The 14,807-nt window shown below is 59.1% G+C and carries 12 protein-coding genes; 8 read left to right on the top strand and 4 right to left on the bottom strand.

The window, feature by feature from the left end:
• Positions 1-150: 150 nt before the first annotated feature.
• The 5 genes from EXW71_RS25665 (at position 151) to EXW71_RS25645 (ending at position 5,400) form a co-directional block, all read left to right on the top strand.
• Positions 151-660 (top strand): Lrp/AsnC family transcriptional regulator, encoded by a 510-nt coding sequence (locus tag EXW71_RS25665; RefSeq protein WP_134660592.1) that lies wholly within the window; start codon positions 151-153, stop codon positions 658-660.
• A gap of 329 nt (positions 661-989) precedes the next feature.
• Positions 990-1,886: a LysR family transcriptional regulator gene (locus EXW71_RS25660; protein WP_134660591.1), complete on the top strand. Its 897-nt coding sequence runs from the start codon at positions 990-992 to the stop codon at positions 1,884-1,886.
• A gap of 18 nt (positions 1,887-1,904) precedes the next feature.
• A complete protein-coding gene (gene fdhD, locus EXW71_RS25655) occupies positions 1,905-2,732 on the top strand; it encodes a formate dehydrogenase accessory sulfurtransferase FdhD (RefSeq protein ID WP_134660590.1) in 828 nt (275 codons plus the stop codon).
• A gap of 74 nt (positions 2,733-2,806) precedes the next feature.
• A complete protein-coding gene (locus EXW71_RS25650; protein WP_134660589.1) occupies positions 2,807-3,832 on the top strand; it encodes a hypothetical protein in 1,026 nt (341 codons plus the stop codon).
• Between the two features lie 128 nt (positions 3,833-3,960).
• A complete protein-coding gene (locus EXW71_RS25645) occupies positions 3,961-5,400 on the top strand; it encodes a glycosyltransferase family 39 protein (protein WP_134660588.1) in 1,440 nt (479 codons plus the stop codon).
• Between the two features lie 15 nt (positions 5,401-5,415).
• Here EXW71_RS25645 and EXW71_RS25640 read toward each other — a convergent pair whose 3' ends face one another.
• Positions 5,416-5,904 carry a TIGR00645 family protein gene (locus tag EXW71_RS25640; protein ID WP_017253710.1) on the bottom strand — a complete coding sequence of 163 codons (489 nt, stop codon included), beginning with the start codon at positions 5,902-5,904 and terminating at the stop codon, positions 5,416-5,418.
• A gap of 162 nt (positions 5,905-6,066) precedes the next feature.
• Here EXW71_RS25640 and EXW71_RS25635 point away from each other — a divergent pair, with 162 nt between their 5' ends.
• Positions 6,067-7,890 (top strand): hypothetical protein, encoded by a 1,824-nt coding sequence (locus EXW71_RS25635; protein WP_134660587.1) that lies wholly within the window; start codon positions 6,067-6,069, stop codon positions 7,888-7,890.
• Between the two features lie 5 nt (positions 7,891-7,895).
• Here EXW71_RS25635 and EXW71_RS25630 read toward each other — a convergent pair whose 3' ends face one another.
• Together EXW71_RS25630 and EXW71_RS25625 are read right to left on the bottom strand one after the other, a co-directional pair.
• Entirely contained in the window at positions 7,896-8,213 is a 318-nt protein-coding gene (locus EXW71_RS25630) for a hypothetical protein (protein WP_123715811.1), read from the bottom strand.
• A gap of 277 nt (positions 8,214-8,490) precedes the next feature.
• On the bottom strand, positions 8,491-10,929 hold the full coding sequence (locus tag EXW71_RS25625; protein ID WP_123715810.1) for a Lon protease family protein: 2,439 nt from the start codon (positions 10,927-10,929) through the stop codon (positions 8,491-8,493).
• A 268-nt stretch (positions 10,930-11,197) separates the two neighbouring features.
• Between EXW71_RS25625 and EXW71_RS25620 the strand changes: the two genes are divergently transcribed.
• Both EXW71_RS25620 and EXW71_RS25615 read left to right on the top strand, forming a co-directional pair.
• Positions 11,198-11,686 (top strand): DUF3015 domain-containing protein, encoded by a 489-nt coding sequence (locus tag EXW71_RS25620; protein WP_060752297.1) that lies wholly within the window; start codon positions 11,198-11,200, stop codon positions 11,684-11,686.
• A 96-nt stretch (positions 11,687-11,782) separates the two neighbouring features.
• Positions 11,783-13,636, top strand: a complete 1,854-nt coding sequence (locus EXW71_RS25615; protein WP_134660586.1) for a DUF4105 domain-containing protein — start codon at positions 11,783-11,785, stop codon at positions 13,634-13,636.
• 466 nt (positions 13,637-14,102) lie between these two features.
• Here the strand turns inward: EXW71_RS25615 and EXW71_RS25605 are convergent, their stop codons facing one another.
• Positions 14,103-14,393, bottom strand: coding sequence for a DUF3077 domain-containing protein (locus tag EXW71_RS25605; RefSeq protein ID WP_134660584.1), 291 nt, complete (start codon positions 14,391-14,393; stop codon positions 14,103-14,105).
• Positions 14,394-14,807: the final 414 nt, after the last annotated feature.

The following is a 14,807-nucleotide window of genomic DNA, read 5'->3' as shown; positions in this document are numbered from 1 at the left end:
AAGGCTGCGTTCCAGGTGCTTTCAGAGGGGCTTCGATGAGTTCAATATTAAGAACAAAGCTGAAAATTTGTGTTGCAAGTTTCAATCCATTAAAGAAATATAAGTTACCAAGTAGCAGATAAAATCTATTTTTATTGTGTGCAAACAACTATGAGCGCAACAAACAACCACGACAAACCCGGCAGCCCAGGTGCTGAGCCGCACCCGCTGGACCGGACCGACCGCGCCATTCTCAAGACCCTGCAGCGAGACGCCTCCATCTCCAATGTGGCGCTCGCCGAGAAGGTAAAACTGAGCGCACCGGCCTGCCTGCGACGCGTCGAACGCCTCAAGCAGGCGGGCCTGATCAAAGGCATTGTCGCGCTACTGGACAATCAAGCGCTTGATGCAGGGATGGTGGTGTTGATCGGCGTGGTGCTGGACCGCTCCACGCCGGAATCCTTCGCCGCCTTCGAGGCCGCGGCGCAAAAGGTGTCCGGCTGCATGGAATGCCATGTGGTGACGGGGGAATTCGACTACTTCATGTTGATCCGAACCAAGGACAGCAACAGTTTCAACCGGCTCCACGCGGAGCAATTGCTTTACCTGCCCGGGGTTCGCCAGATTCGTTCGTTCATGGGGTTGCGCCAGGTTTTGTCGACAACCCACATCCCTCTTTGACTCAAATCAGCCGGATGTCAGGTTGTATCGACCCGCTGCCGGGGCGATTCAAGGACCGGATGAATCCCCTCGGGGAAGCGTCGGAGAAGTCGCCCGCAACGTAACGCAAGCCGGCATCCGCCGGCTTTTCCTCCTGCGCCCTCCGACGGTACGCTCATGTAATCCTCCGGCTGACGGGTTATCGAGCGAATCAATCACGCCTTCAATAGAGGTGATTGGACACACAAGCCTTACAATGAGAGGGTCCGCTCTCTCATTCGCTGCGACTTGCGGGCTTCAGACACAGGCACTCATAACGACCTCTTATTTACTCCCGGGCAGGTGCCTTAATGGACATCAAGCAACTTAAATTCCTGATTGCACTGGAGCAGACTCGCCACTTCGGCCAGGCGGCCGCGCGTTGTCATATCACCCAGCCGACACTATCGATGCGTTTGCGCAATCTGGAGGATGAGCTGGGCCTGGAACTGGTCATCCGTGGTCAACGCTTTGAAGGTTTCACCCAGGCCGGCGAGCGCGTATTGGCCTGGGCCAGAACCTTGCTCGCCGCCCATGACGGGTTGTTCGCTGAAGCGGCGGCGTGTCGCGGTCAGTTGGTCGGTAACTTGCGCCTGGGCCTGGTGCCGCTCAGTGGTTTCAACCCGATCAGCTATATCCAGGGCCTGTCCCATTCGTTTCCCGAACTCAAGTTCAGCCTGTCGTCCATGAGCTCGGACAAGATCATCGAAGCATTGGGCACCAACCAACTGGACCTGGGCGTGTGTTACCTGGAGCACGTCAATGCCAGCTACCTGGACTTCTTCGAGTTGGGTGAGACCCGTGTCGGCCTGTTGTACGACACCCGGCACTTCCATTTCGAAGGCACCGAAATGAGTTGGGAGGATGCCGCCAAGTTGCCCCTGGGGATGATCAGCAATGGTATGCACTATCGAAAATCCATCGATCTGAGCTTCCGCAGTCGCGGCCTCGACCCCCAGCCCATTCTCGAAAGCGATTCGACCTATCAGCTGCTCCAGGCGATCCACCAAGGTTTCTGCTGCGCGATCATGCCGTTGGACAGCGGCATGGAGAGCCCCATCGAGCACCTGGCCTTTATCAACCTGCCGGATGCCAGTGTGCTCGCGCCCCTGGGCATGGTCATGCGCAAGACCGAGCCCCGCTCGGCCATCGCCGAAAAATGTTTTACTGAAGCCAGGAAACTGTTCACCGCCAAGAGTGCGAGCTAGCGTACCGGAGGTTTACCCATGATTTGCCGAGTCGAACACCCCGTTGAAGCGGCCGCTGCCAATGCCCCCGCACCGCAGCCGCGCAGCGTCGTCTATCGAGAATATGACGAAGGCGCCCAGGTCGCCGAAGCGGCGCTGGCGGCGGAAATCGCCCTGGCCATCAGCTATAACGGCTTGAGCCAGGCGGTGATGATGGTTTCACCTGGCGACATCGAAGACTTCATCCGCGGCTTCAGCGTGAGCAATGGGATCATCGACAACCTGAGTGAAATCTACGACATCCAACTCACGCATTTTGATCAGGCCTGCCAGGCAGACGTACACGTCTCGAATCGAGCGTTCTGGGCGCTGAAAGACCACCGGCGACAGATGGCGGGCACCAGCGGCTGCGGATTGTGCGGGGTGGAGGCGCTGGAGCAGGCACTGCCCCAACTGGACATCCTGCAACCGGCGCCCCTGCCGCCCGCACACCACCTCAAGGGTTTGCGTGAGCGCATCGAAGCCGCTCAAGTCATGGGGAAAAGCACCGGCGCCTTGCATGCAGCGCTGCACTTCGATGCTGACGGCTCAGCATTGCTGTGCCGTGAAGACATTGGCCGGCATAACGCGCTGGATAAACTGATCGGGGCCATGCAGCAGGCACAGGTCGATGCACGCAGCGGCTTCACGGTCGTCACCAGTCGTTGCAGCCTTGAGCTTATTCACAAAGCAGTCAGGGCCAGGCTGGGTACCTTGGTCAGTTTGTCGGCTCCCACCGTCCTGACGGTGCAATGGGCACGCAAACACCACCTCAACCTGATTCACGTGCCTCATCGAAGCGCACCGCGGATCTACAGCCCGGTCTGAATCGCCTACTGGAATCGCGTCACACGACCTATTACCCTGACGGCCTTTATCAGACAACCGGAAGTCAGATACCCGTGCTCAAGCCCCTTGCTGTCATTGCCCTCGCCTGCACACCTTTGTTTGCCGGCGCTGCCGACCTCGCCGGCGTGTGGAAAGGCACCCTGGGCAAATCCGCCATCGTGGCCTGTTTCAACGGTGCCGATGGCGAGCATGGCAGTTATTACTATCAGCGCATCCTCGCCCCCATCCAACTGACCCAAGCCAACGACAACGCGCCGTGGGTCGAAACGGGCAACACCGGTTTCTGGACACTGCAACCACCGCACGGCGATACGCTTTCAGGTGCCTGGAGCAAGACCCAGGGCGGCACAACGCTACCACTCAACTTGCAACGCATCGGCACGCAAGGCTGTGGCAGCAATGCCTACAACGCGCCCATGGAAGCGGCTCCTCTACCGATCAAGACCGAGAAGAAAACCTTTGGCGAGCACCGCTATCAGCTCAAGACCCAAGGCGCCCGTGCCACGCTCAAGCTCGAGGGCGATGGCCCGGCGATTCAGAAGATCAACCAGCAACTCGCGGCCCTGGCCGTCAGCGATGATGACCAGATGGAATACTTGCACGAACGGCGCGAATACCTGGGCCGCAACGGCTCGGCCAACACCAGCGAAATTGAAGTGGAACCCACGTACTGGTCGTCGCAGTTCATCACCGTCAGGTTCTACCGTTGGGCCGCCGGCACCGGAGCCGGTGGGATCAGTTGGGGCCTGCACTCCTGGAACCTGCAGACCGGTGAAAGCGTCGATCCCTGGGCCTGGTTCGGTGGTCGCCAGGAGTGGTATGACGCCTACTCCGGCCACGTGAAGCTGCCGGCGAAATTCAGTACCTGGCTGGCCCGGCAGACCACCACTGACGAAGGCTGCCCAGCGATCACCAGCTACTCCACCTTCGACCTGAGCTTCAACACCCAGGGCCTGCAGCTCTCGACGCGCGCCACGGGCGACGGCTGCGATAACGAGCTGAGTTTCACCTGGGAGCAATTGGCGCCGGTCCTGACCGAGCAAGGCAAGGCAGCGTTACCCAGCTTGAAACGGCCTTGAATGGGGGGGCCGGCCAGCCTTACAAAAACCCCACATTGATTCACCAAATGTTAAGAATCACCTTCGTATACTGCTTGATCGTCCACGACCGATCCCCCGATCGGTCCATTTTCCGGTAGCCAGAATCCATGACGCGCCCCGCCTCTCTGCTGCTTCTTCTCGCTGGTCTGTTATTTTTCTTCGCCCTTGGCGGCCATGAGCTGCAAGGCTCAACCGAAGCCCGCGTGGCCGGGATCGCCATGGCCATGCACCTGGACAACGACTGGGTGATCCCGCGCCTGTTTCGCGAACCTTTCCTGGAGAAACCGCCCCTGAGCCTCTGGTTGGACGCCGGCGCCATTCGCCTGTTTGGCGCTTCGACCTGGGCTGTGCGCCTGGCGTCGGCGTTCGCCGGGTTGTTCAGCGTGATGCTGTTCTACGGGATGCTGCGCAAGTTTGGCCGTCCGAAGCCTCTGGCGTTCTGCGCCGCATTGATCCTCGCGACCATGGCCAGCTACTGGGGCAACGTGCGCGGTGTGGGTGAAGACTCATTGCTCAGCCTTGGCGTGACCACCGCCTTGCTGGCGTTCTACCAGGCGATGCGCCCCGAAGCCGAGCGCCAGGGCTCCAATGCCTGGGCCTGGGCACTGTTTACCCTGGGGATGGTCATCGCCACCCTGAGCAAGGGTGTGTTGGGCTTGGCCATGCCAGGCATTGTGATCTTCGTGTACCTGGCCGTGACCAGCCTGATGGATAAGCGCCTGCGCATTGGCGACTGGCTCAAGCCGGGGTTGTTCACGCTGCTGGCGCTGGTGCCGCTGCTGATCTGGCTGGGGTTTCTGTATCAGCGTGGCGGGATGCAGGCCGTCGGCGAGGTGCTATGGACCAATAGTGTCGGCCGCTTCAGCGGCTCATTTGTAGAAGCCGGGCATTACGAGCCGTTCTACTACTACATCGCGAAGTTGCCTGAAGCGTTCTTGCCTTGGAACATCCTGGTGTACCTGGGCCTGTGGCACTTTCGCAAAAGCCTGGTGCGCAATCGCTACCGTCTGTTTTTCAGCGTGTGGCTGGTGGCGCAGTTCACCCTGCTGACCCTGGCCTCCAGCAAGCGCACCGTGTACCTGATGTCGCTCACACCCGCCGCCGCCGTACTCGCAGCCGAATATGGGCAGGTGCTGCTGCAATGGCTGAAAGAGCGCAAACCGCACGCATATCGCTACCACCGCCAAGTGATCGGCGGCGTGTTCGGCGTGCTCATTGCCTGCTATATGAGCGCTGCCTTCTGGTTCGCCCCCAAGGCGGACGCCGTCGAGTCATTCGTACCGGTAATCAGCCAGCTGCAGGCACTGCAGGCGCAAGGCCGGGAAGTGGCGATGTTCCAGCCTAATGAACGGATCGCCGGCGCCGGGGTGTTCTACATGCAAGCGTACGTGCCCATCCTGCAAACCGAAGCCGAGTTGCGCGCGTTCCTCACGGCAAAACCGGGCAACGTTGCGCTGATGGATCACACCGACCGACTGAATGAAAAGGTGACGGTGATCAAACAGATGGCAATCGGCCGCCAGCCTTACTACTTCGCGGAGCAGTAAGGCCGGCGCAGGTCATCAGTGCTTGGTGACCTTGTCCAGGTAACCCATGGCGAACGCCGAGATCACGAAGGTCATGTGGATGATCACGTACCACATCAGGTGTTGTGGATCGACGTTCTTGGCGTCCATGAAGATGCGCAACAAGTGGATCGACGAAATCGCCACGATGGACGCCGCCACTTTCATCTTCAGCGAGGAGGAGTCCATGGTGCCCAGCCAGTTGAGCTTTTCCTTGTTCTCATCGATATCCAGCTGCGAGACGAAGTTCTCGTAGCCGGAAATCATCACCATCACCAGCAAGCCGCCGACCAGGGCCATGTCGATCAACGACAGCAGCACCAGGATGAGCTCGGACTCGGCCATCGAGAACACGCTCGGCAGCAGGTGAATCACTTCCTGGAAGAATTTCAGCGCCAGCGCCAGCAACCCCAGGGACAAGCCGAAATAAATGGGCGCCAGCAGCCAGCGCGAGGCGTACATAGCATTTTCGATAAAACGTTCCATTGGTTCTCACACAGCATGACTGAAAATGGCGGCGAGTATACCAGCCGCTACCCGCTACCTGTCACCGTGAGAAAACTGACCCAGGTGGCATCTGTAAGAGCGTTTTTCTGCTAGTGTCGAGACCATTCACTCGGCTCGATGATGTCGGACAGGAAGACTCAGATGATGGATGTGCGATCCCCTTTGGCCAGCATCGGCCTGTGTGCGGCGTTGCTGATAGCCAGCGGCTGCTCCCCCAAAGAAGAGCAGAAGCAGGCGACCCTCGAAGAGAAAACCGCAAAATTCGAACAGTCACTGGACAGCATCCAAGACCCCAAACTGCGGGATGCGATCGCCGACCTGGGCGGTTCGCTGCTACTGCTGGAACGGGCGCGCACCAAGCTCGCCAATAAGCCGATCGAAGCCGAATACGGCGAAGACACTTTGGCCTTGCTCAAGCATTACCCCACGCCCCAAGCCTTGGTGGACACCTACATCAACGGCCTGTTCGTGCTGCGCAAAACCTCCCACTCCGACTACCTCACGGATCTACAGCCGGTTTTCCCGTTCAACTTCAACAGCCCTGACCAGTTCCCCTTCCCCCACGGCCTGGAATGGCAGTCGGTGACGTTGAGCAACAACAAGGTCATCCCTTTCCAACCGGAGTGGTCGGAAACCGATCCTGGCATTCAACTGAGCCCCAGCAGCTCCAACCTGACCAACCCCGACGACCTGACGGTGACCTATCCCTTCATAGAAGGTGTCGAGACGGACAATAAGAGCCAACCTCAACCTGTCAGCCTCAAAGGCACGGTTGAAGTAGTGGCACCGGGCAAGGTGCTGACCTTCGATCTGTCAAAAAAGGATGTGGGCCACAAACGCACCGAGGGCAATATCACCCTCAACCTGGTGTTGCTTGAGAAAAACTACGCCGAGATCGAGCTGACCAATAGCGAGCCCTTGGCCGCGGAAGTCGGCGACGAGTCGCCTAACCCTTTGCTCGTACAGGCAAGGGACAGCACCGGGCAGTTTCTGACGCGTTCGGGCTCGATCAACGAAAGTGCGGCGCAAGTGACGTTTTATGAGAAGCAACTGGCCGAAATGCAGAAACAGAAGGCATGGTCCGATGCGTTCGAGAAGCAGCTTACCGACGAGCAAAAAGCCTTCGAACACAAGCAAAGCAGCCATTACGCCAAGGTATATTTCAATGGCTTGATCGACAATCTGCAGGTCAACGTCCTGGACTTTTCCAAAGCGACACTGACCCACAAGGACCTTGACCTGCCGGTGATGCGCTTCGACAGGAACAGCCTGCAAAAGACGGTGCAAGCTCTGCCGATGCCCGTCACGGTGTATGACGACAGCGCCGCCAACTGGCTCAAAGACGCGAGCATGACCGAAGACCAGCTGAAAAAAAGCATCACCATCAGCCAGTCGACCGACGATGCCAGCGCCGCCAAGATCGTGTTCGACCACCCCTTCACCTTCAATGACGACCTGGTGGGCAGCGAACGTAACAGCAGCGACGAACCCATTACCTTCTTCACGGCGGATGACAAGGGCGAACGCGGCGAGCCCATCGAGCTGCCCAGCGAAGCCTTTGAGCTGGACGCGGCGCGTGGCACGCTCACCTACGACCTCAACCTGTTCCCGGAAACCCCGGAATATGTGGTCGGCTCGATTCCCTTGTTCCTGGCGAATATCGAGAAAGCCACGATTGACGTCGCCAAACTGCCCAAGGGGCTGACGCTCAAGGACAACGCCCTGATCGTCGATCAGAAGGCGTTCCCTTCCGACAGCTGGCGCTTCTACGCCAAGGACGCCAGCGGCAACTACCTCAAGGAAATCCTCGCGGTCAGCCACCGTGCGGAGGAATACGGCACGGCAATGTTCGACGTGCACTATTTCTATGGCCAGCCGACTGCTCTGGAAAGCTACCAGCGCACCGACCTGAGCACCGTGCAATACGGCTTCGAGGTCAAGTTGGACAAGCCTGAGACCAAGTAGCCGGATTACAGGGCCAGGCGTTCCTGCCCACCATTGAGCTGTCGCAGATGTGCCTGCATATGCAGGCACCAGATTTGCGGTTCGTCAGCCTGCTCGTAACCGTGCAGGGTCAGGCTGTCGACTATCGACTGAAGAATGGTTTCTGCCACGAAAGGCCCATGAAACGGGCCTTGGGACTTGATGGTGGAGGGCTGTTCACCGGTCATTCCGGCGGCAAACAACAAGGTCCACATCCCGTTATCCCCAGCAAGAGGACGAATGGAGCATTCAATACGGGTGACCAGGCCCAGGCATTGGCGGGTAAGGCTAAGGTTGCGCGACATGGCGGCGCCCCTCGGTAGATCGGTGTTCAACCTCAAGCACATGGCGAGGCTGTTTCTATCCTGCGTCTCCTGTGGATATCCCTTGAGATGAGAATAGAAGAAAACCACGACAAACCAAGATTGTAGAGACCAACGGGCATCAGCCCCCGGCAGTCGTCAATTATTTGGCGAAGTTACCACCGGTAGTGAGCCGGACACACTGCAGCGGCCAAATGGCCGCCGCGGTGTGTCCGGCGAGTGTGAAACGCCTGGTTTGGGCTTCGCCACCCACCCCGGATCAGGTGGGTTTGGCTTCGGCCAGCGCCTGCAGCGCCGCTTCCTTCTCAGCTTCCTTCAGGTCTTCCTCGCTGATCATCTCGGCAATCACCCGCAGACGCTCAACCACCCGCGCATTCACGCTGCCTTCCGGAAATTGCCCTTCTGCATCCGGCTCGCCGGCAGGTTCGCCCACCAGCAGGCTCAACGCCTCATCCGCCTGACGCACGGCATAGATATGGAATTGGCCGTTGCGCACCGCCTGCAACACCTTCTCGTCGAGCATCAGCGTAGCGACGTTGGCCTGGGGAATGATCGCCCCTTGCTCGCCGGTCAAACCGCGGGCTTCGCAGAGACGGAAGAAGCCTTCGATCTTCTCGTTGACCCCGCCCACCGCCTGCACCTCACCAAATTGGTTGATCGAACCGGTGATGGCAAAACACTGCTTGAGCGGGGTTTTCGACAGCGCCGAGATCAATGTGCAGGCCTCGCCCAGGGAGGCGCTGTCGCCGTCCACGTAACCGTAGGACTGCTCAAGCGCGATACTCGCCGAGATCGCCAGCGGGAATTCCTGGGCATACCGACTGCCCAGGTAGCCGGTGAGGATCATCACGCCCTTGGAGTGAATCGGCTGACCGAGGTTGACCTCACGCTCGATGTCGACAATCCCGCTGCCGCCGGGGTACACCGTGGCGGAAATCCGCGCCGGCACGCCGAACGCCGAATCGCCCACTTCCAGCACCGTCAACCCGTTGCACTTGCCGACGGCTGCACCGGCGGTATCGATCAGGATCACCCCGGCGAGCATGTCGTCGAGAATCCGCGCCGACACACGCCCGGTGCGCGTGGCCTTGGCCTTGAGCGCGCGCTCGATATGGCCGGCGTCGGTCATCTCGTCACCTGCCAAATGGCGAATGAAGTCGGCCTCGCTGACCAGTTGGAACAAGTCGCCAATCCGCGCCGACAAGCGCCCCTGATGCTCCGCCAGCCGCGCACTGTAGGTGGCCAGGCGTGCCACCGCGTCGGACGTCAGCGGTGCCATGCCTTCTTCTGAAGTCCGGGTCTTGAGCAGTTGGGCGAACTGCTCCAGGCTTTCGTCGACCATCGGGATGTCTTCGTCGAAGTCCACCAGTACGCGGAACATCTCCTGGAAGTCCGGATCGGCGTCCTGCAACGCGTAGTAGAGCTGACGCGAACCAATGATGATCACCTTGACCTGCAACGGAATCATCTGTGGGTTGAGGGTCACGGTGGCCAGGCGGCCCAGCTCGCCCAGAGGCGACTCCATCTTCAACTTGCGCGATTGCAGGGAACGCTTGAGCGCGTCCCATACAAACGGCTCGCCAAGCATTTTTTCGGCTTCAAGGATCAGGAAACCGCCATTGGCACGGTGCAAGGCACCTGGACGCAGCTGGCGGTAGGTGGTGTAGAGCGCACCTTGGTCGGTGCTGTATTCGATACGACCGAACAGGTTGTCGTAGGTCGGGTGCGGCTCGAATACGACCGGCGCACCGCCGTTGATCGCGTGGCCCACCACCAGGCTCGGGCAGTATTGCTCTTCGAGCAGCTTGCGGGCCTGGGCGTCGGTCTTGGCGTCGTCCACCAGCTGCTCGACCACGGTCTTGAGCAGGTACACCTGCATGGCTTGCAGGTAACCGCAGACGGCGGCGTTTTCCGCGTATTTTTCCGACAGCGGGGCAAGCAATGGCTGTAGGGCCAGGGTGATGGTTTCTTCGTTGAATTGGCGCAGTTGGTTGTTGGACTCACGTTTCCACTGCGGCAGGCTGGCCAGCTCTTCGTTGAGGCGCTCTTCCAGCTCGGAAATATCGTTGTGGAAGCGCTCGCGTTCGGCCTCCGGCAATTGCGAGAACTCGGCTTCGTCCAGCGCCTTGCCGTCGAGCATCGGCGTGAAGGCGATGTTGGAGCTATCGCGGTACAACGCCACATCTTTTTCCAGGGCCAGGCGTTCGATAACGTCCAAAGCCTTGTCGTAACGCTGGTTGAAGGCGCGGTCGATGGCGCTCTTGCGCTGTTGATAAGTCGGGTGTTCGAAGACCGCCGGGAAAGTGGCCACCAGGTTGTCGACCAGGCCGTTGATATCGGCAATGAACGCTGCGGCAGTACCGCCTGGCAGCTCCAGTGCCCGCGGTTCGCGCGGCTCATCGAAATTATTCACATAGACCCAGTCCGCCGGGGTCTGCAGGCGCTTGCCTTCGGCCTTCAGGTAGCGTTTGACGAACGAAAAGCGGCCAGTACCGGGCTCGCCCATGACAAACACGTTATAACCGGGACGTGGCATGGCCACGCCAAATTGCAAGGCTTCGACCGCACGTTCCTGGCCAAGCACACCGCGAAAAGGCTCCAAATCATTGGTGGTCGAGAAGCTGAACTGTTCAGCGGAGAAAGGGCGAGTCAGCGCTTCGGGCGCTAGACGCAGGCTGGCAGCAACAGGATCAGGCATCGGGCTTCCTTACATCAGGCGGGGCAGATGACGGCATTCTGGCTCTCGCTTACGCGCTATGGCAAGGCGCGCTGTTGGGAAAGCTGCGCTGCGGTAGGCGCCCTACAAAAAAATTGCGATAAGGCCGATTGTTTTATAAAAAGTAACGGAACCCTAGGTTCATGCCTAAACTCCAAACTGCGCGGGTTGGACTAATAACTGGCCCCTAGGGCGCCGCAACGCGCCTGAACCCCTTGTCCATTGGTTTGCACACAAAGAGAACAAAGCTATGAAACGGATCCTTCTTGGTACTCTCTTCACCGTTGTCTCCCTCAATGCTATGGCAGAAGCACCAGGCGGCCCGAACTGCGGTTGGGGCAACATGCTGTTCGAAGGCCAGCGCGGTACGCCGGCGCACTTCCTCGCGTCTACCACCAACGGCACCTCCGGTAACGCCACCTTCGGCATGACCTCGGGCACCAACGGCTGTAACACCAACAGCAAGCTGACCTACGGCGGCAAGTCCTGGATTGCCATGAATGGCATGATGAACGAGCTGTCCGAAGACATGGCCAAAGGCAATGGCGAAGCACTGACCACCTACGCGGTGGTACTGGGCGTAGCCCCTGAGGACCGCGAGCACTTTGCGGCAGTGACCCACGAGCACTTCCAGCAGATCTTCAGCAAAGCTGACGTGACCGCCGACGACGTGCACACCAACACCCTCGCTGTACTGAAAGGCGATGCCCGCTTGGCGAAGTACGCTACCCAAGCTTAAGCTCGACCCGCCCGCGTCTTGTTGCGAGACGCGGGCCTTATTTTTTGGATCCGCCCCCCCTTTTGGGTCTCACTTATTCCGACTTAAGTTGCCCCTATGCTCAAACGCTTTGCCTGGTTGGCACTCTTCGCTTGCGCCCCGCTGTATGCGGCCGCGCCTATTGATGATCAACGTTTGCAGCAATTGGCCAACGATCCGTTCTGGCTGTCCCTGGGCCACTACGAAGCCGGCAAAATCAGCGGCTGGCGCAGTTATGTCAGCGACAAGAAATTCTTCATTGCAGCCGATGGCGCCCACCATCCGGATGCCGAACTCAAGGCCACCGTTGAAGCGTTGTACGCTCCGGCAAGCCTGGGTGAAAAACACGCCCAATGCGTGTACCCCGCACGAACCCGCTGGCTTAAGGATCAACTGCACCTGACCGACCTGCCCGCCGTGGACTGCGCGGAATTCAAACAGTGGTTCAAGGACGTCGCGCCCCACAGCGCGGTGATGATTTTCCCGGCGGCCTACCTCAACAGCCCGTCATCGATGTTCGGGCACACGTTGCTGCGCATCGACCAGGCTGACGTGCAGAGCAACAACACCGCCCTGCTCAGCTATGCGATCAACTTCGGTGCCTATATCGAAGGCTCCGACAACAGCATTCTTTACGCCTGGAAGGGCCTGATGGGGGGTTATCCCGGCCTGTTCGCGCTGGTGCCCTATCAAGAAAAACTCTCGGAATACCGCAGCCTGGAAAACCGCGACCTGTGGGAATACCGCCTGAACCTGACCCAGGTCGAAACTGAACGCATGGTCGAACATGTATGGGAGCTCAAGCAGATCCAGTTCGACTACTTCTTCTTCGACGAAAACTGCTCTTACCGCCTGCTGGAACTGCTGCAAGTGGCCCGTCCCGGCTTGCGCCTGACGGAACAATTCCCGTTGACCGCCATTCCCACCGACACCGTCAAGGCGGTGAAGGATGCCGGGCTGGTAGAGAAGATCGACTACCGCCCCTCCCGCGAACGCGAATTGCTGGAGCGCGCCAAGCCACTGGATAGCGATGAACAGCAATGGGTATTGAAAGTCAGCGATGACCAGCAGCAATTGCAGGCGCCGGCCTTCAAAGCCTTACCCCGTGAGCGACAGGCGCTGATCATCGACGCGGCCTATCGCCTCGGTCGCTACCGCGCCAATGGCCTGGAGCGCGACACGGAACGCTCCCAGCGCAGCTTCGAACTGCTGCGCGCCATCAACCAGAACCCCGCGCCCGACCTCAAGATCGAACGCCCCGGCCTCCCCGAGAACGGCCATGAGTCACGCACCTGGCAGGCCGGTATCGGCACACGCGGCAGCAAGACCTTCGGCGAATACGGCCTGCGCATGGCCTACCACGACCTCAACGACAACGCCGAAGGCTTCCCGCTCGGTGCGCAGATCGAGATCCTGCAAGCGAAACTGCGCCAGTACGAAGGCAATCACTGGCAACTGCAGCAACTGGACCTGGCCACCATCCGCTCCCTGACCCCGCGCAATGCTCTTTTGCAACCTTGGTCGTGGCAAGTTACCGGCGGCCTGGAGCGTGTGCCGGGCAAGCACGACGACCAGACCCTGGTCGCCCACGTCAACGGTGGTGCCGGCAGCACCTGGCAACTGAGCGACGACATGCTCGGTTTCGCCCTCGGCACCGTACGTGTGGAGCACAACAACGACTTCAGCGAAGCCATCTCCCCCGCTGCCGGTTTCAATACCGGCGTGCTGTGGAAAAATCCGCTGGGGAATTTGAGCCTGGAAGCCAAGGGGGACTTCTTCACCAATGGCGAGGTACGGCGCAGTATCAGCCTGAACCAGCAGTGGGAACTGTCGCGCAACCTCGGCCTGCGCCTGAGTGCACAGCGCGAGTACAGCCATTTGTCGACGCCGATGAATGAAGTGATGCTTGAAGTGAAGTGGTACCACTACTGACTCAAGACTGCTCAGCAGTCCCATTCTTTGTAAACAAAGAGCGGGGCCGCTTCGCGCCCCAGCGGGAGCAAGCTCCCTCGCCACACAGGCGGTGCAGGTCTTTAACGCGGCGTTTATTGAGCAGGAATTGGCTGAGCATGCCGCACTGACAATTAACCCTGCACAATAAATTTCTGTGGCGAGGGAGCTTGCTCCCGCCGGACTGCTCAGCAGTCCCCATCTTTTGGGGCCGCTTCGCGCCCCAGCGGGAGCAAGCTCCCTCGTCACACAGGCAGTGAAGGTCTTAACGCGGCGTTTATTGAGCAGGAATTGGCGGAGCATGCCGCACTGACAATCAACCCTGCACAATAAATTTCTGTGGCGAGGGAGCTTGCTCCCGCTGGACTGCTCAGCAGTCCCCATCTTTTGGGGCCGCTTTGCGCCCCAGCGGGAGCAAGCTCCCTCGCCACACAGGCAGTGCAGGTCTTTAAGGCTGGGGGATCATCGCTTGGGTCAGGTCGTCCACGACGGCCTTGCCCATCTCACACAGATAATGCGCAGCCCAGGCATATTGTTCGCCACGTACATCCATCGCAGCTTCCATGGCGAGTTTCTTGGAGTAGAAGAGCAAAGTGGAGGCGTGTTCCAGCGCTTCATCAATCGGCATGCCGGAATTGACGCGAAACAGTGGCTTTTCGTTTTCACCGTAGTCGCCGAAGGTGACTACGCCGAGCGTGGTGATTGAAGATAGGGGCGGATCTGGAACGACTTTAGACATGGTGTACCTACTAAGTGAGATAAAGGACCACCACGACACGTCGCTAAACATATAGGGGTGGCAGCTGTACGCAGGTTAGCGAACCGGTCACCTAGACACCCGGCAGATCCGAAGATCTCCCGCGCACAGCCGCCATAACACGATATCGACAGGCGTAAAAAATTCCTGCCAAGTGTGTAAAGAGGATGAGTCTTAGTGATTCGGGTCGCTAAACCCGGTCGTTGTTTTCACAGCGAAGCCAGGAGACTAGAGACCCAAACCCTAAGGCACAATAGGTCAGGGATTGTCTAGGAATCGTCCTGCAATTTAAAGGGAATCATCGTTGATGGCCCTTTAACCCAACACTGTTCTCACAGCCCTTTCACAACGCCCCGACAAATCCCCTTCTAGACTTCCCCTATCAGCCGTGAAACG

The organism is Pseudomonas sp. BCA17 (assembly GCF_004519405.1).
Classification (GTDB): Bacteria; Pseudomonadota; Gammaproteobacteria; order Pseudomonadales; family Pseudomonadaceae; genus Aquipseudomonas.
This window is presented reverse-complemented; position numbering and strand designations above follow the sequence as displayed.

Coding starts and splice junctions, on each gene's coding strand:
- EXW71_RS25630 (WP_123715811.1), bottom strand. CDS start 8,213: ATGTCGCGCAACCTTAGCCTTACCCGCCAATGCCTGGGCCTGGTCACC.
- fdhD (WP_134660590.1), top strand. CDS start 1,905: ATGATTTGCCGAGTCGAACACCCCGTTGAAGCGGCCGCTGCCAATGCC.
- EXW71_RS25605 (WP_134660584.1), bottom strand. CDS start 14,393: ATGTCTAAAGTCGTTCCAGATCCGCCCCTATCTTCAATCACCACGCTC.
- EXW71_RS25640 (WP_017253710.1), bottom strand. CDS start 5,904: ATGGAACGTTTTATCGAAAATGCTATGTACGCCTCGCGCTGGCTGCTG.
- EXW71_RS25645 (WP_134660588.1), top strand. CDS start 3,961: ATGACGCGCCCCGCCTCTCTGCTGCTTCTTCTCGCTGGTCTGTTATTT.
- EXW71_RS25620 (WP_060752297.1), top strand. CDS start 11,198: ATGAAACGGATCCTTCTTGGTACTCTCTTCACCGTTGTCTCCCTCAAT.
- EXW71_RS25665 (WP_134660592.1), top strand. CDS start 151: ATGAGCGCAACAAACAACCACGACAAACCCGGCAGCCCAGGTGCTGAG.
- EXW71_RS25660 (WP_134660591.1), top strand. CDS start 990: ATGGACATCAAGCAACTTAAATTCCTGATTGCACTGGAGCAGACTCGC.
- EXW71_RS25615 (WP_134660586.1), top strand. CDS start 11,783: ATGCTCAAACGCTTTGCCTGGTTGGCACTCTTCGCTTGCGCCCCGCTG.
- EXW71_RS25625 (WP_123715810.1), bottom strand. CDS start 10,929: ATGCCTGATCCTGTTGCTGCCAGCCTGCGTCTAGCGCCCGAAGCGCTG.
- EXW71_RS25635 (WP_134660587.1), top strand. CDS start 6,067: ATGATGGATGTGCGATCCCCTTTGGCCAGCATCGGCCTGTGTGCGGCG.